Below are 22,152 nucleotides of genomic sequence, written 5' to 3' on the forward strand. Positions count from 1 at the left end.
GGGGCTATGAAGCCCGTCATCTATACCCGCGGCCAGGCGCTTGCCGGCATCCTCGAAAAGCGCATCGCCATCCTCGACGGCGCGATGGGCACGATGATCCAGCGCTTCAAGCTCACGGAGGAACAGTACCGCGGCGAGCGCTTCAAGGACTTCGAGCGCGACGTCAAGGGCAACAACGAGCTGCTCTCGCTGACGCGGCCCGACGTGATCCGCGACATCCACGAGGGCTACCTCGCGGCCGGCGCCGACCTGATCGAGACCAACACCTTCGGCGCGACCACCATCGCGCAGGAGGACTACAAGATGGCGCACCTCGCACGCGAGATGAACCTCGAATCAGCCAAGCTCGCGCGCGCGGCCTGCGACAAGTTCAGCACGCCCGACAAGCCGCGCTTCGTGGCCGGCGCCCTCGGCCCGACCCCCAAGACCGCGAGCATCAGCCCCGACGTGAACGACCCCGGCGCGCGCAACGTCGACTTCGAGCAATTGCGCGCGGCCTACTACGAGCAGACCGAGGCGCTGGTCGAGGGCGGCGCCGACGTGATCCTGGTCGAGACCATCTTCGACACGCTCAATGCCAAGGCCGCGCTGTTCGCGGTCGACGAGTATTTCGACAACAGCGGCCAGCGCCTGCCGCTGATCATCAGCGGCACCGTGACCGACGCCTCGGGCCGCATCCTGAGCGGCCAGACCGTCACCGCGTTCTGGCACAGCGTGCGCCATGCGCAGCCGCTGGCCATCGGGCTCAACTGCGCGCTGGGCGCGGCGCTGATGCGGCCCTACATCCAGGAACTGGCCAAGGTGGCGGGCGACACCTTCATCAGCTGCTATCCGAACGCGGGCCTGCCCAATCCGATGAGCGAGACCGGCTTCGACGAGACGCCCGACGTCACCTCGCGGCTGCTGCACGAGTTCGCGGCCGAAGGGCTGGTCAACATCGTGGGCGGCTGCTGCGGCACCACGCCGGACCACATCGCGGCCATCGGCAAAGCCGTGGCGCCGATGACAGGCCGGCTGTTGAACAACAACGGCTTCTACCGCGAAGCGGCCTGACCGGCGCCCGGCGCTGTCGCGCTCCCGGCTGATTGACGGCATCCGGGCCGCCGCCTAGGCTGGCGGCGCAAAGGAAGCCTCGTCATGAACAACAAACTCTCCATGCGCTGGATCGGCATCGGCGCCGTTGCGCTCGCCTTGCCGATGGCCGCCGCGGCGCAGCAGGCCTTCACGCGCGGCGCGGTCAACCTGCGGGCCGGGCCCTCGGGCGACTATCCGCTGGTGGCGCGGCTCGGCCCGGGCCAGCCGCTCGACGTGATCGGCTGTACCGGCGGCTACAGCTGGTGCGACGTGGTGCTGCCCGACGGCGGGCGCGGCTGGGTCTGGGCCCGGAGCCTGGACTACGCCTACCAGGAGCGGCGCGTGCCGCTGGCCAGCTACGCCGCGGTGATTGGCGTGCCCGTCGTCACCTTCGTGATCGGCAGCTACTGGGCCGACTACTACCGCGACCGGCCCTGGTACGGCGAGCGCCGCTGGTGGGGCGGCCGGCCGCCGCCGCCGCCGATGCCCGGCTGGCGTCCCCCGCCGCCGGTGCGGCCGGCCTGGCAGCCGAGGCCGTGGCCGGGCCCGGGGTTCAAGCCCGCGCCGGGGCCCGGCTTCCATCCGCAACCCGGACCGGGCTACCGCCCGCCACGGCCGGGGCCGGGCTATCGCCCGCCGGCCGACCCGGGCATCAAGCCGCCGCGGCCCCAGCCGGCCTTCCGGCCCGGACCGCCGCCCGGCCAGCCGCAGATGCATCCGGGCGGTGGCCGGCCCGGCGCCGGTGGCGGCGGCGGCGGGCGCCCGCATGGCGGCGGTGAAGGCGGCGGCAGGGGTGGCGGCCACGGCCATGGTGGCGGTGGTGGTGGAAAGGGCGGTGGTCACGGCCACCGCGACTGATCAGCCCCGCGGATCGTCGGCGGCGGAAATGCCCGCCGCGGCCTGCCGGTCGCGCGCGATCAGCGCCACGAAGCGCTGCGCGCCGAGGCCCAGCGGCCGCTCGCGCGACCACACCACGTCGACCCACAGGTCGAGCCCGTTGCTGAGGTTCTCGAACGGAATCTCGACCAGCGCGCCGGCGGCCACGTGCGGCCTGGCGAAATTGCGCGGCAGCCAGCCCCAGCCGAGGCCGGCCGTGATCAGGCTCAGCGCGGCCAGCGCGTTGTCGGTGCGCCAGACGTGGCGCGCGAACACGAAGCGCGGGTCGCTGGTGGCGAGATCGCGCCCCGCCACCACGATCTGCCGGGTGTTCGTCAGGTGCTCCTCGCGCAGCCGCTCGCCGGCGGCCGCCAGCAGCACGGGATGGCCGGGCGCCATCACGGCCACCATGGTGTCGCTGCCGACTTCCTGGAACCCCTCGCGCCCGTCGAGGCTCGGGCGCTCGAACACCAGCGCCAGCTGTGCGCGGCCGCTGTGCAGCAGCGCCAGCGCATCAGCCTGCGGCGCGGCCAGCACCTCGACCTGCAGCAGCGGATATTCCTCGGCCAGCGCGGCCAGCGGCCCGCTCCAGGGCGCCGCCAGCAGCTCGGGCGCAATGGCCAGCGTGAGGCGGTTTTCCAGGCCCTGCGTGAGCGCCAGGGCCTGCACCTGAAGCTGCTTGAGCTGCGCCGCCAGGAGGCGCGCCTGCGGCTCCAGCGAGCGGGCGGCGGCGGTCGGCTGCGGCTCGCGGCCGCTGCGGTCGAACAGCGGCAGGGCCAGTTCGGCCTCGAGGTTGGCAATCGCCATGCTGACGGCCGAGGGCACCTTGCGCAGTGCGCGCGCCGCGGCCGAGAAGGAGCCGTGGTCGATCACGGCCAGGAAGACCTCGACGTTGTCGCTGGAGAAAGCCATCGGCTGATCTATCAATAAAACTGAAACAAGTTGACTTTTTATATCAGCAAACAGCAAATAAAGTCCAGCCATCGTTTTCATTTGCCAGGGGAAAAGCCATGCAGGGGTTTCAGCGCCGCGTCGTCTACATCAGCCTTTACGAAGGCATCGCCATCGTGGCCGCCAGTGCCGGGCTGGCGTTGATGACCGACGCCGGGCTCGGCCATTCGGGCGTGCTCGCGGTGGCCGCCTCGGTCATTGCCGTGATCTGGAACCTCGTTTTCAACGCCCTGTTCGAGCGCTGGGAGTCGCGCCAGGCGGTGCGCGGGCGCAGCGTGCGCCGGCGCGTGGCGCATGCCGTCGGCTTCGAGGGCGGGCTGATCGCGGTGCTGGTGCCGCTGTTCGCCTGGGGCCTGGGCGTGACGCTGTGGCAGGCGCTGGTGATGGACCTGGGCCTGGTGGTGTTCTTCCTGGTCTACACCTTCGTCTTCAACTGGGGCTTCGACCGGGTGTTCGGGCTGCCGGCCTCGGCCGCGCCCGCCAAGACTGGCCCGGCAGCGGCGGCCAGGCAGGGCGCCTGAACGCCCCTGGCGGCCGCGGCCCTTGCCGCAGCCGGTAAAATTGCGCTCCCTTCCAAGGAGCGTTGCAGCGGCGGCCCGCATCAAGAGGCCCGCCGTCAGGCTTGGAAGGCGCCCCGCCGGCCGGGGCGCAAGCCGCAACAAACGACGCTCACCTGACGTTTTTTCCTGCCCAGGTGAGCCCCCATGAGCGAAGAAGTTTCCACGCCCCGCGTCCCCCCGATGAAGCTGTCCGGCCTCGAGCCCGTGGCCATCGATGCCGGGTCGCTGTTCGTCAACATCGGTGAGCGCACCAACGTCACCGGCTCCAAGGCCTTCGCGCGGATGATCCTGAACGGCCAGTTCGAGGACGCCCTGGCCGTGGCGCGCCAGCAGGTGGAGAACGGCGCGCAGGTGATCGACATCAACATGGACGAGGCCATGCTCGACAGCAAGGCCGCGATGGTGCGCTTCCTGAACCTGATTGCCAGCGAGCCCGACATCGCGCGCGTGCCGGTGATGGTCGACAGCTCCAAGTGGGAGGTGATCGAGGCCGGCCTGCGCTGCATCCAGGGCAAGGGCATCGTCAACTCCATCTCCATGAAGGAGGGGGTCGACAAGTTCAAGCACGAGGCCAAGCTCGTGAGGCGCTACGGCGCCGCCGCGGTGGTGATGGCCTTCGACGAAAAAGGCCAGGCCGACACCTACCAGCGCAAGATCGAGATCTGCGAGCGCGCCTACCGCATCCTGGTCGACGAGGTGGGCTTTCCGCCTGAGGACATCATCTTCGACCCCAACATCTTCGCGATTGCCACCGGCATCGAGGAGCACGACAACTACGCGGTCGACTTCATCAATGCCGTGCGCTGGATCAAAGAGAACCTGCCAGGCGCCAAGGTGTCGGGCGGCGTGAGCAACGTGAGCTTCAGCTTCCGCGGCAACGACCCGGTGCGCGAAGCGATCCATACCGTGTTCCTGTACCACGCGATCCAGGCCGGCATGGACATGGGCATCGTCAATGCCGGCATGGTGGGCGTGTACGACGACCTCGAGCCCACGCTGCGCGAGCGCGTGGAGGACGTGGTGCTCAACCGCCGCCCCGATGCGGGAGAGCGCCTCGTCGAAGTGGCCGAGACCGCCAAGAGCGGCGCCAAGGACGACAGCAAGAAGCTCGAATGGCGCGGCACGCCGGAGCACCCGGTGCACGTCAACCAGCGCCTGTCGCACGCGATGGTGCACGGCATCACCGACTTCATCGTCGAGGACACCGAGGAGGCCTACCAGCAGATCCTTGCCAAGGGCGGGCGGCCGCTGCACGTGATCGAGGGGCCGCTGATGGACGGCATGAACATCGTGGGCGACCTGTTCGGCCAGGGCAAGATGTTCCTGCCGCAGGTGGTGAAGTCGGCGCGCGTGATGAAGTCGGCCGTGGCCCACCTCATTCCCTACATCGAGGAAGAAAAGCGCCAGGACGAGGCCGCGGGCCGCGACGTGCGCACCAAGGGCAAGATCATCATCGCCACCGTGAAGGGCGACGTGCACGACATCGGCAAGAACATCGTCACCGTCGTGCTCCAGTGCAACAACTTCGAAGTGGTGAACATGGGCGTGATGGTCCCGTGCCACGAGATCCTTGCCAAGGCGAAGGTCGAGGGCGCGGACATCGTGGGCCTGTCGGGCCTCATCACGCCGAGCCTCGAAGAAATGCAGTACGTGGCCGGCGAGATGCAGAAGGACGACCACTTCCGCATCCGGAAGATTCCGCTTCTGATCGGCGGCGCCACCACCAGCCGCGTGCACACCGCAGTCAAGATTGCGCCGCACTACGAAGGCCCGGTGGTCTACGTGCCCGACGCCTCCCGCAGCGTGAGCGTGGCGCAGTCGCTGCTCTCCGACCAGGCCACCGCGTACATCGACGAGATCAACGCCGACTACGAGAAGGTGCGCACGCAGCACGCCAACAAGAAGCAGGTGCCGATGTGGCCGCTGGCCAAGGCGCGCGCCAACAAGACGCCGGTCGACTGGTCGGCCTACACGCCGCCCGTGCCCAAGTTCATTGGCCGGCGCCTGTTCAAGAACTTCGACCTGACCGAGCTCGCCAAGTACATCGACTGGGGGCCGTTCTTTCAGACCTGGGACCTGGCCGGCCCGTTCCCGGCCATCCTGAAGGACGAGATCGTCGGCACCGAGGCCGTGCGCGTGTACGCCGACGGCCAGCGCATGCTCAAGCGCCTGATCGAAGGGCGCTGGCTCAGCGCGAGCGGCGTGGTCGGCTTCTGGCCCGCCAACACGGTGAACGACGACGACATCGAGCTCTACACCGACGAGACGCGCAGCGAAGTCGCGCTCACCTGGTACGGCATGCGCCAGCAGACCGAGAAGCAGGTGATCGACGGCGTGATGCGCCCGAGCCGCTGCCTGGCCGACTTCGTCGCGCCCAAGGACAGCGGGCTGAAAGACTACGTGGGCGTGTTCGCGGTGACGGCGGGCCTGGGCGTCGAGAAGAAGGAGAAGTACTTCATCGACGACCTCGACGACTACTCCGCCATCATGCTCAAGGCGCTGGCCGACCGGCTGGCCGAGGCCTTTGCCGAATCGCTGCACCACCGCGCGCGCACCGACCTCTGGGGCTATGCGCCCGACGAGGGCCTCAGCAACGAGGACATGATCGCCGAGAAATACCGCGGCATCCGCCCCGCGCCCGGCTACCCGGCCTGCCCCGACCACAGCGTGAAGCGCCCGATGTTCGACCTTCTGGGTTGCGCGGACATTGGCATGACGCTGACCGAAAGCCTCGCTATGATGCCCGCCGCCAGCGTGAGCGGCTTCTACCTGAGCCATCCCGAGTCGACCTACTTCAACGTCGGCAAGATCGGGCACGACCAGTTGCAGGACCAGGCGGCGCGGCGCCGGACCAGCGAATCCGAACTCGAGCGCCTGCTGGCGCCGAACCTTTGAACCTGCCGGCCGGCGTGGCCGCCCGGCGCCGGGAGTTGTTATTCAGAAGCTGATGTTTGCTGCCGCGCACTATGCGGCACTGGCGGTCTTTGTGCTTGGCTGCTGGGGCTTCGGCCGCGCGCTGCTGGTGCGCCTGGCGCCGCCGCCGCGCCGGGACGCGGGGCTCGAGGCGGCCATGGCGGCGGCCCTGGGCGTGGGCCTTTTCATCTGCGCCTTCCAGCTGCTCGCGATCTTCGGCGCATTCAAGCCGGGCGCCACCGTGGCACTGATCGCTGCCGGCGTGCTGGCGGCCGCACTGCAGCTGCGGCCCTGGTGGCGGGAAGCGCGGGCGCTGCACGTCGCTGGTGCCCCCGCCGCGCCATGGACCCGCGCCGAAAGGATCGCCGCCATTGCGCTGGCGCTGGTGGCGCTGCCCGCGCTGGTCGCGCCGCTCGCGCCGCCCGCCGCCTTCGACGAGCTGATGTACCACCTGCCCTATGCGCGGCTGGTGGCGCAGCAGGGCTCGCTGGGCATCCACGAGTGGCTGCGCTACCCCTGGTTCCCCTACAACTACAACCTGCTCTACGCGGCCGCGCTGCAGCTGGGCGACGACGTGCTGCCGCACTTCCTCAATGCGCTGGCCGGAGTGATCTCGGCGGTGATGGTCTACCGCCTCGGCATCCAGCATGCGAACCGGCTCACGGCCTGCATCGGCGCGGCCATCTGGATCGGCATCGGCGACTATTCGAACGCGCTGATCGACATGGGCGTGGCGCTCTTCGTGCTCAGTGCCTGCGTGGCGCTGTGGTGGTGGCGTGAATCAGAGCCGCTGCCGGGCGGCACGCGCTGGCTCGGGCTGGCGGCGTTCTGCCTGGGCGTGGCCGCGGGATCCAAGTACCAGGCGCTCACCTTCCTGCCGCTGGTGGCGCTGTTCGTGGTGTGGCACGAGCGCCGGCCCAAGGCCTGGGCGCTGGCGCTGCTCTGCTTCCTGGTCCCGTGCGTCTATTGGTACGCGCGCAACGCCATCATGACCGGCGATCCGTTCAACCCCATCGGCGCGCGCGTGTTCGGCTTCACCGACTGGATCCCGGCCGACTACGTGCAGCAGGTGGCCGACGTGCGCGACCATGCGGCGCGGCCCAACGCGCTGATCTGGGCCGTGTTCCTGGCACCGTTCAGCCTGCTGTGGAAGCGCTCGGCCGCGCTGCGCGCCGCGGGCTGGTTCTGCTTCTATTCGGTGGCCGTGTGGCTCTTGACCTCGCGCTATCCGCGCTACCTCACGGCCTCGTTCCCGCTGCTCGCGCTGATGGCGGCCATCGGCTGGCAGGTGCTGTTCGGCGGGATCGCTGCGGGCGTGCGCCGCGTCTTCGGGGCCAGGGGCGGGCCCGTGGAGGCCGCGCCTGCCGCCGCCGCACCCGCCGGACGCCTGGCCCTTGCCGGCGACTGGATCGTCGTGCTGCTGCTGGCCGCGCTGGCCGCGGTGTCGCTGCGCCAGACTGCGGGCAAGGTGGCGATGATCTCGCCCACGCCCGAAACCCGCGAGGCTTTCCTGCGCCAGCATGTGCCGGGCTATGCCGCCATGGACTACCTGCGCCAGCATGCCGACGGCCGTGTCTACCAGATCGCGCTGAACGAGGCGATCTACTACGGGCCCAATCCGATCTGGGGCGATACGCTCGGCCCGTGGCGCTACCGCGATTTCCTGCTGCTGCTTCCGGGCGACATGGCGCGCAAGCTGGCCGCCAAGGGATTCACGGCCATCGTCATGCCGACGTCGATGGTGCCCACGCTGGCCACGCGGCCCGGCTTCGACGAACATTTCGCCCTGCTGTACGAAAAAGACGGTGGCCGGGTCTACCGCATTCTCTCGACCGCACCATGACCGACGACAACCCCTGCGCCGCCGCCCGCGCCCCGATCCGCATCGCGGCGGTGATCCCCTGCTACAACGAGGCGTTGTCGATCGCGCAGGTGGTCGCGCAGTTCCGCGCGGCGCTGCCCGAGGCCGAGATCCACGTCTTCGACAACAACTCGACCGACGACACGGCCGCCATCGCGCGCGCGAGCGGCGCCACGGTCACGCACGTGGCCGCGCCCGGCAAGGGCAACGTCGTGCGCCGCATGTTCGCCGACGTCGAGGCCGACGTGTACGTGACGGTCGACGGCGACGCCACCTACGACGTGGCCAGCGCGCCGCGGCTGGTGGACGCGCTGGTGGAGCGCAACCTCGACATGGTGGTGGGCTGCCGAGTCGACGATGGGCAGAACGCGCTCACCTACCGCGCCGGCCACCGCTTCGGCAACCGGCTGCTCACGGGCGCCGTGGCGCAGCTCTTCGGCGGCGGCCTGACCGACATGCTCTCGGGCTACCGCGTGTTCTCGCGCCGCTACGCCAAGTCGTTCCCGGCGCTCTCGCAGGGCTTCGAGATCGAGACCGAGCTCACGGTGCACGCGCTCGAGCTGCGCATGCCCCATGCCGAGTTCGACACCGCCTACAGCACGCGGCCCGAAGGCTCGCACAGCAAGCTCTCGACCTACCGCGACGGCTGGCGCATCCTGAAGACCATCTGCAAGCTGTTCATCAGCGAGCGGCCGCTGCAGTTCTTCTCGATCCTTGCGGCAGTGCTCGCGGCGGGCGCGATCGCGCTGGCCATTCCGCTGCTGCTCACCTACCTGCACACCGGCCTGGTGCCCCGGCTCCCCACGGCGGTGCTGGCGACCGGCGCCATGCTGGCCGCCATGCTGTCGATGGTGTGCGGCGTCGTGATGCACGCGATCCGGCTCGCCCGCCGCGAAGCCAAGCGGCTGCGCTACCTCGCGATACCCGGCGTCGGGCAGTTCCGCCGCAAGCCATGAAGGCCGGCCGCGAGTTCCTGGCGTTTGCGGTGGTCGGGGTCATCGGGCTGGTGGTCGACGTGGCCGTGCTGTACCTTGCGGCGCCGCTTTTGGGCTGGTACGGCGCGCGCGTGCTGTCCTTCCTGGCGGCCGCCACCACCACCTGGGCGCTGAACCGGCGCTACACCTTCGCGGCGCGGCGCGCCCTGGGCGCGGCAACGCCGATCGTGCGCGAGTACCTCGGCTATCTCGCCACCATGCTGGGCGGCGCGGTCGTCAACTACGGCGCCTATGTGCTGGTGCTGCACTGGCTCGAAGGCCCGTGGGTGCCCGCACTCGGCGTCGCGGCCGGCAGCTGCGCGGGAATGGCGGTCAACTTCCTGGCCGCGCGGCACCTCGTCTTCAAGCCGCGGCGCAGCCCCTGAGCCGAAGGCGCCTCAGTGCGCCGCCGGCAGCACCACCGGGATCTCGGTCGCCGGCGGCGTGTTGCGGCTGCGGCCGCAGCGCACGATGCCGTCGATCATCACCATGCCCACGCCCGGGATGTCGCCGAGCTGCACGCTCTCGAGCAGGCCCGGCGCGGGCGAGTGCTGCGCGCGGTCCATGAAGACGAAGTCGGCGTCGCGGCCCACTTCGACCAGCCCGCAGTTGAGCTTGCGGATCTTCGCCGTGTTGCCGGTGGCAAAGCAGAACACCAGCTCGGCCGGGATGTTTGCAATCGACGACAGCATGGCCACCATGCGCAGGATGCCCAGCGGCTGCACGCCCGAGCCCGCGGGCCCGTCGGTGCCGAGGATCACGCGGTGCGGGCACTTGAGCTCGAGCGCGGCCTTGGCCGCCGCAATGGCGACGCGCTCGTTGCCGTTGTGCACGATCTCGATCGCGCGCGAGCTCTTCTCGCACAGCTCGCACACATGCGCCTCGGGCAGCGAGGTGTGGCCGCCGTTGATGTGGCCGATGATGTCGGCGTCGGCCTCCAGCACCACGTCCTTGTCGATCAGGCCCGAGCCCGGGATCGACGGGCCGCCCGTGTGGATCGTGCTCTGGATGCCGTACTTGCGCGCCCAGGCCACCATCTCCTTGGCCTCGTAGCCGGCCTTGACCGAGCCCAGGCCCACTTCGCCGAGCAGGCCGACGCCGGCGTCGGCCAGTTCCTTGAAGTCGCTCTCGACCATGCCCTTCTCGATCACGGGCGCGCCGGCCAGCACCTTCACGCCGCCGGGGCGGAAGTTGTCGAAGGCGCGCTGCGCGGTGATGGCCAGCGCCTTCAGGCCCACGATGTCCTTGGGCCGGCCGGGCAGGTGCACCTCGCCGGCCGAGATCATGGTGGTGACGCCGCCGTGCATGGTGGAGTCGATCCAGCCGATCTGCCCCTGGCGCGGCGTCCAGTCGCCGAACACCGGGTGCACGTGGCTGTCGATCAGGCCGGGCGCGACGCAGGTCTTCTTCGCGTCGATGATGGTCTGCGCGCCTTCGAGGTCGCAGTCCTTCTCCTTGCCGACCGCCACGATCAGGCCGTCGTTCACCACGATGGTGTCGGCGTCCAGGATGGGCTTGTCGATGTCGCCCGAGAGCAGCAGCCCTATGTTCTTGATGACGACCTTGCCCGACTTTGCGCCGGCTGCGATTTCTGCCATTTGGTGGTGTCCTCGTCGTGGGGTGGGGTGTGAGTGTCCTGCTCCTGCAGGTCGTCTGCGCGCACGGTGCGCAGCACGGTCTCGATCACGAAGTCTTCCCAGTGCGTGATCGCCTCTGGCGACTCCAGCGGCTCGCCGAGGAAGGCCGTGAGCGTGTGCCGGTTCGAGGTGTAGAAGTAGCCGGTGGACGCGATCAGCAGGTAGATGTCGCGCGCGTTCAGGTCGCGGCGGAACAGGCCCTGGGCCGCGCCGCTGGCCAGGATCTCGGCAATGATCGCCACCGCCCGCGACGAGTATTCGCGCGCCCGCAGCGACTTCGAGATATGCCGGCCCTTGTGCAGGTTCTCGGTGTTCAGGAGCGTCACGAACTCGGGGTTCTTGCGGTAGTAGCCGAGCACGAAGCGGATCACTTCGGTGAGCGCCTCCACGGGCCGCGAGGCGTCCAGCGCAATGGCGGCCTCGGCGTCGTCCATGCGCTTGTAGATGCCTTCGAGCACCGCGATGAACAGGCCTTCCTTGCTGCCGAAGTAGTAGTAGATCATGCGGTCGTACGACTTGGCGGCCTTGGAGATCTTCTCCACGCTGCCGCCGTCGTAGCCGTACTTCGCGAACACCTTGGTCGCCGACTTCAGGATGCTGTCGCGCGTGGCCTGCGCCGCGGCCTCGCGCACGCCGGTGCGGCGCTGGGGCTTGGCGGCGGTGCGGCTGTCGGCCATCGTGCGCGGTGCGGGGCTTATTTTTCGGCGAAGGCGCGTTCGACGACGAAATCGCCCGGCGTCGAGGTGTTGCCTTCCTTGAAGCCGCGCTTCTCCAGGATGTGCTTCAGGTCCACCAGGAGGCCCGGGCTGCCGCACAGCATCACGCGGTCTTCCACCGGGTTGATCGGCGGCAGGCCGAGGTCGTCGGTGAGCTTGTTGGTCTCGATCAGGTCGGTGATGCGGCCCTGGTTGCGGAATTCCTCGCGCGTGACCGTCGGGTAGTAGAGCAGCTGCTTCTCGACCATCTCGCCCAGGAACTCGTGCTTGGGCAGGTGGTCGGTCACGAGGTCGTGGTAGGCCAGCTCGTCGACCTGGCGCACGCCGTGCACCAGGATGACCTGCTCGAACTTCTCATACGTGTCCGGGTCGCGGATGATGCTCATGAATGGTGCGAGGCCCGTGCCGGTGCCGAACAGGTACAGGCGCTTGCCGGGCAGCGTGTAGTCGATCAGCAGCGTGCCGGTGGGCTTGCGGCCCACGATGATGGTGTCGCCCACCTGGATGTGCTGCAGCTTCGAGGTGAGCGGGCCTTCTTCCACCTTGATGCTCAGGAACTCGAGATGCTCCTCGTAGTTCGGGCTCACGATGCTGTAGGCGCGCAGCAGCGGCTTGTTGTTGACCTTCAGGCCGATCATCGTGAAATGGCCGTTCGAGAAGCGCAGCGCCGGGTCGCGCGTGGTGGTGAAGGTGAACAGGCGGTCGGTCCAGTGGTGGACGCTCAGGACGCGTTCTTCGCTGAAAGCACTCATACGGAACTCAAGAGTTGGTTGGAACAGTGGAAGGTGGCTCAGCCGGAGTGCACGCCCATGGGGCATGCAGCCGCCGGCCGGCTGCGAACCCTCCATTGTCGTTGGTCGGAAAAACCCCGATGAACACCGCGAGAAAACACCATTGCAAGCATCGGGCCTGTTTGCTACATTGACCTCGAATGTAGTGAACGCAACATGAAAGTGTAGGGAATGCTACACAAACGGAAGGCGGTGCACAAGCGGGCAGGCGGCACGTTTGTTGCAACCCTCCGCTGACCGAGTTTCCCCGTGCCCGACCCGCATCACGCCCCACGAGATCGCCCCGATGACAGAACACACCAAGACAGACGGACTGCCCGGCATGGACATGCCGGTGGCCTTCGAAACCGGCGCCGGCGCCTTCGGCAAGGCGCCGCCGCGCAACGAGAAGATGAGCAGCGCCAAGGTCGAATGCAACGCCTGCCCGGTGCTGTGCCAGATCTCCGAAGGCCGCACCGGCGCCTGCGACCGCTATGCGAACAAGGAGGGCGTGCTGGTGCGCGTGGACCCGGTGCTGCTGCTGCGCCGCGAGATCGCGAGCGAGGCCCCGGTGCTGGTGCCCTTCGACCGGCCCGCCGCCGAGAAGGCCGAGGGCAGCGTGCCCGACTGGAACGGCGACCTGCTGCACGCCGACGAAGTCTTCGTGACCGGCGTGGGCTCGTCCACCACCTATCCCGACTACAAGCCGGCCCCGTTCATCGTCGCTTCCAAGGCCCAGGGCGTCGACATGGTCACCGTGGTCACCGAAGGCATCTTCAGCTACTGCAGCTTCAAGGTGAAGATCGACACCGACCGCTTCCTCGGCTCCGAGCAGGCCAATGTGCGCTACCGCGGCGAGGTGGTCGGCCATGTCACCACGGCCGAATACGGCTCGCAGATGCTGTCCCTTGGCGGCGTGCACCACCTCACCGGCGGCAGCAAGAAGGAAGGCCGCATGACGGCCGAGCTGATGCAGCTGCTGGGCAACAAGAAGGCCGTCGAATGCACCATCGACGGCGGCTCCACGCTCGTCATCCAGGCCGGAAAAGCACCCATCGTCAATGGCGTGGAAGAGCAGCGCATGCGCGTGGGCTGCGGCTCGGCGGCCGTGGGCATCTTCGCGCGCCAGTTCGCGGGCGTGGCCGACGAGGTGGTGGTGGTGGACGACCACATCACCGGCGTGCTCACCGAGCACCAGGCCGGGCGCTGCCTCGACATGGCGCCTTCGGGCATCCAGATGCTGGGGCGCAAGTCCACGCCCGGGCGCTACTTCCAGGTGGCGAACCCGGGCAACGGCTGGGGCGGCACCGACATCGCCGATCCGCTCTCGATCATCGAGGGCTGGGAAGAAGGCGTGGCGCGGGCGGGCCTGCGCCTCCTGATGACCTCGACCACCGGCGAGCATGCCCAGTGGTACGTGCTCGACGAGGCACTCAAGCCGGTCGAGCAGCCGATGCCGCCCGAGGTGCGCCGCATCGTCGAGCGCATCGGCGAGAACTGCGAACCATCGCTGTGCACCGTGCTGTTCCTCGGTGGTGCGGGCGGCTCCCTGCGCGCCGGCGTCACCGAGAACCCGGTGCTGCTCACGCGCGCCATCAAGCGTGCGCTCGTCAACGTGACCTGCGGCGGCGCGCCGGCCTATGTGTGGCCCGGCGGCGGCATCACCGTGATGGCCGACGTCATGCGCATGCCCGACAACAGCTTTGGCACCGTGCCCACGCCGGCCATCGTGGCGCCCATCGAGTTCAGCATGCGGCGCGACGACTACGAGGCGCTCGGCGGCCACATGGAACACATCTTCCCGCTCGAGCAGGCGCTCGCGCGCGGCGCCTGGCAGGAAGACGGCGCGCCGCTGGCGCGGCAATGGGTCGTCATCGACGAGGCCAATCCGTGGCCGCTCGGCCACCCACCCATGCTGGGTTGAGCGATGCCCACATCAATGTGCGCCGTGGCTGTTGCTCCTTCCCCTTCCGGGGGAAGGCTGGGATGGGGGCGGGTAGAGCGCCCGATGGATGCGCCGCGTGCCCCCACCCCGGCCCTCCCCCGGAAGGGGAGGGAGAAACACCGCGCCGTCCCCGCGCCCTTGCTGCCATGACCGCCCAACGCACCCCGCTCGACGCGAGCCGCTGGCACTTCAACCATGGCCCGATCGACATCGTGGCCGAGGCGCATGGCGACCCCTACGCGGTCGCGGCCGCGCACGACGCGGCCTGGGCGCGCTTCGGCCATGTGCTGGACGAGCTGGTGCGCGAGCTGCCGCTGCTGCGCCGGCCCACGAGCGACGGCGTGCGGCCGCGCGGCGTGGTCGGCGCGCGCATGTGGGATGCCTGCGCGGCGTTCTCGCCGATGTTCATCACGCCGATGGCGGCGGTGGCCGGCTCGGTGGCGCAGGAGCTGATCGCGTTCTACGACCGCCCGGGCATCGAGCGCGCCTGGATCAACAACGGCGGCGACATCGCGCTGCACCTTGCGCCGGGCCAGTCGGCGCGCGTGGGTGTCTATGCCGACCTCGCACGCTTCGACTGGCAGGACAGCGGCATTCTCACCACCGACGGCCAGTTCGAAATCAGCGCCGCACAGCCGGTGCGCGGCGTGGCCACCAGCGGCTGGCGCGGGCGCAGTTTCTCGCTGGGCATTGCCGACAGCGTGACGGTCCTGGCCGCCACCGCGGCCGAGGCCGATGCCGCCGCCACCGTGATTGCCAATGCCGTCGACGTGGACGATGCGGCCATCCGGCGGCGCCCCGCCAGCGAATGCAAGGACGATAGCGACCTGGGCGAGATGCTCGTCACGGTCGACGTGCCGCCGCTTTCGCCCGCGCAGGTGAAGAGCGCGCTCGACACCGGCGCCGTGTGCGCCAAGGTGCTGCAAAAAGAAGGGCTCGCCTGGGCCGCTCTGCTCGTTTGCCAGGGGCAGTGGCGACTTGTCGAACCCTTATGCTCGAAGTCGCTGGCCAGCGCGCCGGCCGATGCAGTTGGTTCAGTATTTGCTTAACGAAAAGCAAGGTTCCTTTCCATGATCGATATACGCCGCGTCTTCACCCATGTCGAGCACATCCACCACGAGTTCGGACCGCGCGCCGCAACGCCGCTGGTGCGCGGTGCCATCGGCGCGGTGCTGGCCAATCCCTTCGCGGGCCGCTACGAGCCCGACATCCTGCCGATGATGGCGCTGCTCGACCCGGTGGGCGTCGACATGGCGCACAGGCTGCACGCCGCCATGGACGTGCCGCTCGAGCAGATCGCCACCTACGGCAAGGGCGCCATCGTCGGCGCCGCCGGCGAGCTCGAGCACGGCGCGCTCTGGCACGTGCCCGGCGGCTATGCGATGCGCGAGCTGCTCGGCTGGAAGGGCGACCGCGCGGCCTATACCGCGGGCAAGGCGGAAGAGAAGACCGGCCAGCCCGGCAATGCGCTGTCCATCGTGCCCTCGACCAAGAAGGTCGGCCCGCCCGGCGCCGCGCTCGACGTGCCGCTCACCAACATCAACGCCAGCTACGTGCGCGGCCAGTTCGACGCCATCGAGGTGCGCGTGCCCGGCGCGCCGGCGGCCGACGAGATCGTCTTCATCCTGGCGATGAGCACCGGCTACCGCGTGCATGCACGCGTGGGCGGCCTGCTCGCCAAGGACATCAGCAAATGGGACGGCCTGCGCTGACCTGATGAACAAGAGACACGAAGAAGGAACACAAGACATGACCGCCAACATCCGCAAGCTCGTCGTCCAGGTGGACGAAACCCGCAAGGAAATGGGCCGCGATATTTCGCCGCCCACGCGCCGCGCCGTCGCCATTGCGGTGATCGACAACCCCTACGCGGGCCGCTTCAGCGAGAACCTCGACGAGCTGATCGCCATCGGCGAAGAGCTTGGTGCGCTCTTGGGCCAGAAGGCCGTGAAGGCGCTGGGCATCGAGCCCGGCCAGGCGCAGAGCTACGGCAAAGCCGCCATCGTCGGCGAGAACGGCGAGCTCGAGCATGCCGCTGCCATCCTGCATCCCAAGCTCGGCGCACCGCTGCGCGTGGCCGTCGAAAAGGGCGCGGCGCTGGTGCCCTCGGCCAAGAAGCGCGGCACGCTGGGCACGGCCATCGACGTGCCGCTCGGCCACAAGGATGCGGCCTTCGTGCGCAGCCACTTCGACGCCGTCGAGGCGCGCGTGTCCGACGCGCCGCGCGCCAACGAGATCGTGGTGGCCGTGGCCGTCACCGACAGCGGCCGTCCGCTGCCGCGCATCGGCGGGCTGCAGGCCAGCGAGATCAAGGGCGAGGACGGGCTGCGCTGAATCCATCCATCGCCGTTCACGCGCCCCTCCATCCCCATTGCTTTTTCCTCTTTCGATTCCAAGGAGTTTCCCCATGAACCCATTGCGTCACGTCTTCAGCGCCGCGGCCGTTGCCACGCTGGCCACCGCCCTCGTTCCTGCCCATGCCCAGGGCGTGATCAAGATCGGCGAGGTCAACAGCTACAAGGCGCAGCCCGCCTTCCTCGAGCCCTACAAGAAGGGCATGGAGCTGGCCGTGGAAGAGATCAACGCCAAGGGCGGCGTCAACGGCCGCAAGGTCGAGCTCATCACGCGCGACGACAACGCCAACCCCGGCGACGCCGTGCGCGTGGCCGAGGAACTGGTGGCGCGCGAGAAGATCGACGTGCTCACCGGCACCTTCCTCTCGAACACCGGCCTGGCCGTGGCCGACTTTGCCAAGCAGAAAAAAATCTTCTTCCTGGCCGGCGAGCCGCTGACCGACAAGATGACCTGGCAGGGCGGCAACGAATACACCTTCCGCCTGCGCCCCGGCACCTACATGCAGGCCGCGATGCTGGTGCCCGAGGCGGCCAAGCTCAAGAAGAAGCGCTGGGCCGTCGTGTACCCCAACTACGAATACGGCCAGTCGGCCGTGGCCGCGTTCAAGACGCTCCTGAAGGCCGCGCAGCCCGACGTCGAGTTCGTCGCCGAGCAGGCGCCGCCGCTCGGCAAGGTCGATGCGGGTGCCGTGGTGCAGGCGCTGGCCGATGCCAAGCCCGATGCGGTCTTCAACGTGCTGTTCGGCGCCGACCTTTCCAAGTTCGTGCGCGAAGGCAACACCCGCGGCCTCTTCAAGGACCGCACGGTGGTGAGTGTGCTGACCGGCGAGCCCGAGTACCTCGACCCGCTCAAGGACGAAACGCCCAACGGCTGGATCGTGACCGGCTACCCCTGGTACGGCATCCAGACGCCCGAGCACAAGGCCTTCTTCCTGGCCTACCACGCCAAGTACAAGGACTACCCGCGCCTGGGTTCGGTGGTGGGCTACAGCATGATCAAGTCGGTGGCGGCCGGCGTCGACAAGGCCAAGAGCACCGAGACGCCGAAGCTCGTCGCCGCCTTCAAGGGCCTGCAGGTCGACACCCCGTTCGGCAAGATCAGCTACCGCGCCGAAGACCATCAATCCACGATGGGCGCCTTCGTCGGCAAGACGAAGAACGAGAACGGCAAGGGCGTGATGGTCGACTACACGTATTTCGACGGCGCCAAGTTCCAGCCGAGCGCCGTCGACGTGAAGAAATCGCGCGCTGCCGACTGACCTTTTTCCGGAACGCTTGCACCCATGAGCCTCTCGTCCCTGCTGCTTCAGTTCCTCACCGGGCTGTCGTCGGCTTCGTCGCTGTTCCTCGTGGGGGCCGGCCTTTCGTTGATCTTCGGCGTCACGCGCATCGTCAACTTTGCGCATGGCTCCTTCTTCATGGTGGGCATCTACCTTGCCTACACATTGGTCGACAAGCTCGGCACGCTCGGCTTCTGGCCGGCCGTGCTGATTGCCGCGCTGGCGGTGGGCGTGATCGGCGCGCTGATCGAGATGGTGCTGCTGCGCCGCATCTACAAGTCGCCCGAGCTGTTCCAGCTGCTGGCCACTTTTGCGCTGGTGCTCGTCATCAAGGATGCGGTGCTTTATTTCTGGGGGCCGGACGAACTGCTCGGCCCGCGCGCGCCGGGCCTGTCGGGCTCGGTCGACATCCTGGGCCGGCAGTTTCCGACCTACGACCTGTTCCTGATCGTGGTCGGTCCGGTGGTGCTCGGCCTCATGTGGCTGCTGCTCACGCGCACGCGCTGGGGCACGCTGGTGCGCGCCGCCACGCAGGACCGCGAGATGGTCAGCGCGCTGGGCGTGAACCAGGCCTGGCTGTTCACTGCGGTGTTTGCGCTGGGCGCCACGCTCGCGGCATTGGGCGGTGCGCTGCAGCTGCCGCGCGAGCCGGCCACGCTGGCCATGGACCTCAACACCATTGGCGCGGCCTTCGTGGTGGTGGTGGTGGGCGGCATGGGCTCGATTCCCGGCGCGTACGTGGCGGCGCTGCTGCTGTCCGAGATCAAGGCGGTGTGCATCTGGCTTGGCGTGGTCGAGATCTTCGGCTACAGCGTGTCGTTCTCCAAGCTCACGCTGGTGGTCGATTTCATCGTGATGGCCATCGTGCTGGTGTGGCGCCCCTGGGGCCTGCTCGGCCGCCCGCAGGCGCCCAGCCGCTACGTGGGCATGCAGGAAGAGCCTCTGCGGCGCGCGAGCAAGGGCTACCTGTGGCTCGTTGCCGCGCTTGGCGTGGCGCTCATGGCGATGCCGCTGCTCACCGCCGATTCGCCCTACACCACAGTGCTGATGATCGACCTGCTGATCGCGGCGCTGTTCGCGGCCAGCCTGCACTTCATCATGGGGCCGGCCGGCATGCATTCGTTCGGCCATGCGGCGTACTTCGGGCTCGGTGCCTATGGCGCCGCCTTGCTGGTGCGCACCAGCGGCATGCCGATGGAGCTTGCGCTCATCGTCGCGCCGCTGGTCGCCGCCATCGGCGCGTTCGTCTACGGCTGGTTCGCGGTGCGGCTTTCGGGCGTGTACCTGGCGATGCTCACGCTGGCCTTCGCGCAGATCACCTGGGCCGTGGTCTACCAATGGGATTCGTTCACCGGCGGCAGCAACGGGCTCACCGGCGTGTGGCCTTCGGAGTGGCTGTCGGACAAGCGCGCTTACTACTGGCTCACGCTGGTGCTGGTGGCCGCGGGCATTCTGATGCTGCGCCGCGTGCTGTTCTCGCCGTTCGGCTATGCGCTGCGCGCGGGGCGCGATTCGGTGCTGCGGGCCGATGCGATCGGCATCGACGTCAAGCGCATGCAGTGGACGGCGTTTGTCATTGCGGGTGCTGCGGCGGGGTTGGCCGGGGCGCTTTATGCTTTTTCGAAGGGCAGCATCTCGCCTGAGAGCCTGAGCGTGGACAAGTCGGTCGACGGGCTGGTGATGGTGCTGCTGGGCGGTATCCAGACGCTCGCGGGGCCGGTGGTGGGGGCTGTCACTTTCAGCTGGCTGCATGACACGGTGGCGCGCAATACCGACTATTGGCGGGCGACGCTGGGGGCGATCATCCTGCTGCTGGTGCTGCTGTTTCCGCAGGGGATTGCTGGGTTTGCGAAGCAGCTCAGTGAACGCTTGTTGCGGGGGCGGCGTCGGCGTTCGGAAGTGGATGTTGCCTTGACGGAGAGGCGGACGTGAAGGGCGGTTGTCTTTTGTTCTTTGGGGGTTCTTTTTTTGGCGGGGGCCGGGTCTCGCCCCGGCGGGCGACCTACTTTTCTTTGCTTCGCCAAAGAAAAGTAGGCAAAAGAAAGGCGACCCTACTGTCTGCGTCCCTCCGCTTCGCTGCGGGCAACCTGCGGTGCTCGATTCCGGCGGGGGTCCGCAGAACTCGCTCCACTGCGTTCCGCTCAAACAGCTGCGGCCCTGATCCCGCCTTCATCTGCGCTCCTCGGCGCATACAGAAGGGGTGGGAGCGGGCGGCCTTCGCTTCGCTCGGCCCCAAGACCAACAGCCAATACCAACAACCCAATCCAATCCCAACCACCACGGCGCGCAGCGCCGCGGTGGCCTGGTGGCCGAGCGAAGCAAAGGCCCGTTCGGTATCCAATCCCCTCTGTATGCGCCGAGGAGCGGAGCGTTTCGCGGATCAGGGCTCGCCCTTGTTTGAGCGAAGCGAGTTTGGGCGAGACCCCGCGAAACGCGAGCACCGCAGGTTGCCCTGTAGCGAAGCGCAGGGGTCGCAGACAGTGGGGTCGCCTTTCTTTTGCCTACGTTTCTTTGGCGAAGCAAAGAAAAGTAGGTCGCCCGCCGGGGCGAGACCCGGCCTCGGGAAGCAAACGATCAGCACAGATCAAAAGATCGGCAGCGATGGAAAGGCCGCCAGCCCTCACCCCAACCCTCTCCCGGAGGGAGAGGGAGTAAGCCAGAAATGACCCTCCTCAAAGTAGACAACCTAGGCAAATCCTTCGGCGGCGTCAAAGCCGTCGACGGCATCAGCTTCGAGCTCAAGGCCGGCGAGCTGCTGGCCCTCATCGGCCCGAACGGCGCCGGCAAGTCCACCACCTTCAACATGGTCAACGGCCAGCTCAAGGCCGACCAGGGTTCGATCGTGTTCGACGGCCATGAGCTCGTGGGCCAGAAGCCGCGCGAGATCTGGCGCAAGGGCGTGGGCCGCACCTTCCAGATCGCCGAAACCTTTGCCTCGCTCACCGTCGCCGAGAACGTGCAGATGGCGATGCTCTCGCATGACGGCAAGCTGTTCTCGATGTGGCGCCGCGCGGCGGACCACAAGCGCGACGAGGCGCTGGCGCTGCTCGACCAGGTCGGCATGAAAGCGCAGGCCGACCGGCCCTGCAGCGAGCTCGCCTATGGCGACGTCAAGCGCGTCGAGCTCGCGATCGCGATGGCCAATGCGCCCAAGCTGCTGCTGATGGACGAGCCCACCGCCGGCATGGCGCCGAAGGAGCGCAACTCGCTGATGGCGCTGACCAAGGAGCTCGTGGTCCAGCGTGGCCTGGCCGTGCTGTTCACCGAGCACAGCATGGACGTGGTGTTCGCCTACGCCGACCGCATGATCGTGCTGGCCCGCGGCCGCCTGATCGCGCAGGGCAAGCCGCTCGAGATCCGCGACCATCCGAAGGTGCAGGAGGTGTACTTCGGCAGCGGCAAGACCTTCGAGAAGATCGCAGAGAAAGCCGCCGAAGTGAACGCGGCCGTGGGAGCAGCAACCGCATGAGCACGCACGAAACACTGTTGAAGGCGAACTCGCTGTGCGCCTGGTATGGCGCCGCACAGATCCTCTACGACGTCGATCTTGAAGTGCGGCGCGGCGAGGTCGTCGCGCTCATGGGCCGCAACGGCGCGGGCAAGTCGACCACGCTCAAGACGCTGATCGGCATGCTCGCCAAGCGCAAGGGCAGCGTCAGCTTCCTCGGCCACGACATCTCGAAGAGCGAGCCCCATCACGCGGCGAAGCTCGGCCTGGGTTTCGTGCCCGAGGACCGCCGCGTGTTCACCGATCTCACGGTGATGGAGAACCTCGAAGTCGGCAAGCAGCCGCCGCGCCGCTGGGCTGACGGCAGCGAGGCGCCGCTGTGGACGCCCGAGCGGCTGTTCAAGCTCTTTCCCAACCTGGGCGAAATGCCCGACCGCCCGGGCGGCCGCATGAGCGGCGGCGAGCAGCAGATGCTCACCGTGGCGCGCACGCTCATGGGCAATCCGTACCTGGTGCTGCTCGACGAGCCCTCCGAAGGCGTGGCGCCGGTCATCGTCGAGCAGATGGCCAACATGATCCTCGAACTCAAGGCGCAGGGCGTGAGCATCCTGCTGTCGGAGCAGAACATGCACTTTGCCGAGCTGGTGTCCGACCGCGCCTATGTGCTGGAGAAGGGCCAGATCCGCTACCACGCCACCATGGCAGAGCTCGCGGCCAACGAAGAGGTGCGCCGCGCCTACCTGAGCGTCTAGCCGCACCCACGCGGCCATTTTCTTTTTTGTCATCAACCACC

At 68.2% G+C, this 22,152-nt stretch carries 19 protein-coding genes and 1 riboswitch; of the genes, 15 read left to right on the plus strand and 4 right to left on the minus strand.

The annotated features are described in order from the left end of the window. The first annotated feature begins 6 nt into the window (after positions 1 to 6). Positions 7 to 1,053 carry a homocysteine S-methyltransferase family protein gene (locus tag ACAM58_RS01475; RefSeq protein WP_369663941.1) on the plus strand — a complete coding sequence of 349 codons (1,047 nt, stop codon included), beginning with the start codon at positions 7 to 9 and terminating at the stop codon, positions 1,051 to 1,053. A gap of 84 nt (positions 1,054 to 1,137) precedes the next feature. After that, positions 1,138 to 1,932, plus strand: a complete 795-nt coding sequence (locus ACAM58_RS01480; protein ID WP_012745333.1) for an SH3 domain-containing protein — start codon at positions 1,138 to 1,140, stop codon at positions 1,930 to 1,932. Here the strand turns inward: ACAM58_RS01480 and ACAM58_RS01485 are convergent, their stop codons facing one another. Then, positions 1,933 to 2,862 (minus strand): LysR family transcriptional regulator, encoded by a 930-nt coding sequence (locus tag ACAM58_RS01485; RefSeq protein WP_012745334.1) that lies wholly within the window; start codon positions 2,860 to 2,862, stop codon positions 1,933 to 1,935. It abuts the gene before it with no gap. Positions 2,863 to 2,960: 98 nt separating this feature from the next. Between ACAM58_RS01485 and ACAM58_RS01490 the strand changes: the two genes are divergently transcribed. The 5 genes from ACAM58_RS01490 to ACAM58_RS01510 all read left to right on the plus strand — a co-directional run bounded on the left by ACAM58_RS01490 (position 2,961) and on the right by ACAM58_RS01510 (position 9,595). Next, positions 2,961 to 3,422, plus strand: a complete 462-nt coding sequence (locus tag ACAM58_RS01490; RefSeq protein WP_369663942.1) for a PACE efflux transporter — start codon at positions 2,961 to 2,963, stop codon at positions 3,420 to 3,422. Positions 3,423 to 3,470: 48 nt separating this feature from the next. Then, positions 3,471 to 3,579: riboswitch (S-adenosyl-L-homocysteine riboswitch) on the plus strand. 62 nt (positions 3,580 to 3,641) lie between these two features. After that, the gene (gene metH, locus ACAM58_RS01495; RefSeq protein WP_369664465.1) at positions 3,642 to 6,356 is read left to right on the plus strand and encodes a methionine synthase; all 2,715 of its coding nucleotides are present in this window, start codon (positions 3,642 to 3,644) and stop codon (positions 6,354 to 6,356) included. A gap of 52 nt (positions 6,357 to 6,408) precedes the next feature. Next, positions 6,409 to 8,217, plus strand: a complete 1,809-nt coding sequence (locus ACAM58_RS01500; protein WP_369663943.1) for an ArnT family glycosyltransferase — start codon at positions 6,409 to 6,411, stop codon at positions 8,215 to 8,217. Continuing rightward, positions 8,214 to 9,191, plus strand: coding sequence for a glycosyltransferase family 2 protein (locus ACAM58_RS01505; protein WP_062363823.1), 978 nt, complete (start codon positions 8,214 to 8,216; stop codon positions 9,189 to 9,191). Before ACAM58_RS01500 ends, ACAM58_RS01505 begins: the two co-directional genes overlap by 4 nt. Next, positions 9,188 to 9,595 carry a GtrA family protein gene (locus ACAM58_RS01510; RefSeq protein WP_012745339.1) on the plus strand — a complete coding sequence of 136 codons (408 nt, stop codon included), beginning with the start codon at positions 9,188 to 9,190 and terminating at the stop codon, positions 9,593 to 9,595. Before ACAM58_RS01505 ends, ACAM58_RS01510 begins: the two co-directional genes overlap by 4 nt. A gap of 12 nt (positions 9,596 to 9,607) precedes the next feature. On the opposite strand, the gene ACAM58_RS01515 is transcribed toward ACAM58_RS01510, so the two are convergent. The 3 genes from ACAM58_RS01515 to ACAM58_RS01525 are packed head-to-tail and all read right to left on the minus strand — an operon-like array spanning position 9,608 to position 12,314. Then, the gene (locus ACAM58_RS01515) at positions 9,608 to 10,807 is read right to left on the minus strand and encodes an amidohydrolase family protein (RefSeq protein WP_369663944.1); all 1,200 of its coding nucleotides are present in this window, start codon (positions 10,805 to 10,807) and stop codon (positions 9,608 to 9,610) included. After that, positions 10,753 to 11,523 carry a TetR family transcriptional regulator gene (locus tag ACAM58_RS01520; protein ID WP_049809389.1) on the minus strand — a complete coding sequence of 257 codons (771 nt, stop codon included), beginning with the start codon at positions 11,521 to 11,523 and terminating at the stop codon, positions 10,753 to 10,755. Before ACAM58_RS01520 ends, ACAM58_RS01515 begins: the two co-directional genes overlap by 55 nt. A gap of 17 nt (positions 11,524 to 11,540) precedes the next feature. Further along, positions 11,541 to 12,314, minus strand: a complete 774-nt coding sequence (locus ACAM58_RS01525) for a ferredoxin--NADP reductase (RefSeq protein WP_028256313.1) — start codon at positions 12,312 to 12,314, stop codon at positions 11,541 to 11,543. 325 nt (positions 12,315 to 12,639) lie between these two features. Between ACAM58_RS01525 and ACAM58_RS01530 the strand changes: the two genes are divergently transcribed. From ACAM58_RS01530 to ACAM58_RS01565, 8 genes are all read left to right on the plus strand, one after another. Further along, positions 12,640 to 14,256 (plus strand): 6-hydroxynicotinate reductase, encoded by a 1,617-nt coding sequence (locus ACAM58_RS01530; protein WP_369663945.1) that lies wholly within the window; start codon positions 12,640 to 12,642, stop codon positions 14,254 to 14,256. 167 nt (positions 14,257 to 14,423) lie between these two features. After that, positions 14,424 to 15,326, plus strand: coding sequence for a UPF0280 family protein (locus ACAM58_RS01535; protein ID WP_369663946.1), 903 nt, complete (start codon positions 14,424 to 14,426; stop codon positions 15,324 to 15,326). Between the two features lie 21 nt (positions 15,327 to 15,347). Further along, a complete protein-coding gene (locus ACAM58_RS01540) occupies positions 15,348 to 15,989 on the plus strand; it encodes an amino acid synthesis family protein (protein ID WP_012745345.1) in 642 nt (213 codons plus the stop codon). A 37-nt stretch (positions 15,990 to 16,026) separates the two neighbouring features. After that, a complete protein-coding gene (locus ACAM58_RS01545) occupies positions 16,027 to 16,611 on the plus strand; it encodes an amino acid synthesis family protein (protein ID WP_012745346.1) in 585 nt (194 codons plus the stop codon). Positions 16,612 to 16,684: 73 nt separating this feature from the next. Beyond that, positions 16,685 to 17,890: an ABC transporter substrate-binding protein gene (locus tag ACAM58_RS01550; RefSeq protein WP_369663947.1), complete on the plus strand. Its 1,206-nt coding sequence runs from the start codon at positions 16,685 to 16,687 to the stop codon at positions 17,888 to 17,890. Between the two features lie 24 nt (positions 17,891 to 17,914). Continuing rightward, positions 17,915 to 19,843: an ABC transporter permease gene (locus ACAM58_RS01555; protein ID WP_307593094.1), complete on the plus strand. Its 1,929-nt coding sequence runs from the start codon at positions 17,915 to 17,917 to the stop codon at positions 19,841 to 19,843. A gap of 730 nt (positions 19,844 to 20,573) precedes the next feature. Beyond that, positions 20,574 to 21,380 (plus strand): ABC transporter ATP-binding protein, encoded by an 807-nt coding sequence (locus ACAM58_RS01560; RefSeq protein WP_047783365.1) that lies wholly within the window; start codon positions 20,574 to 20,576, stop codon positions 21,378 to 21,380. Further along, on the plus strand, positions 21,377 to 22,111 hold the full coding sequence (locus ACAM58_RS01565) for an ABC transporter ATP-binding protein (RefSeq protein WP_028256307.1): 735 nt from the start codon (positions 21,377 to 21,379) through the stop codon (positions 22,109 to 22,111). Before ACAM58_RS01560 ends, ACAM58_RS01565 begins: the two co-directional genes overlap by 4 nt. Positions 22,112 to 22,152 lie beyond the last annotated feature (41 nt).

The organism is Variovorax sp. V116, from assembly GCF_041154435.1.
Lineage (GTDB): Bacteria > Pseudomonadota > Gammaproteobacteria > Burkholderiales > Burkholderiaceae_C > Variovorax > Variovorax paradoxus.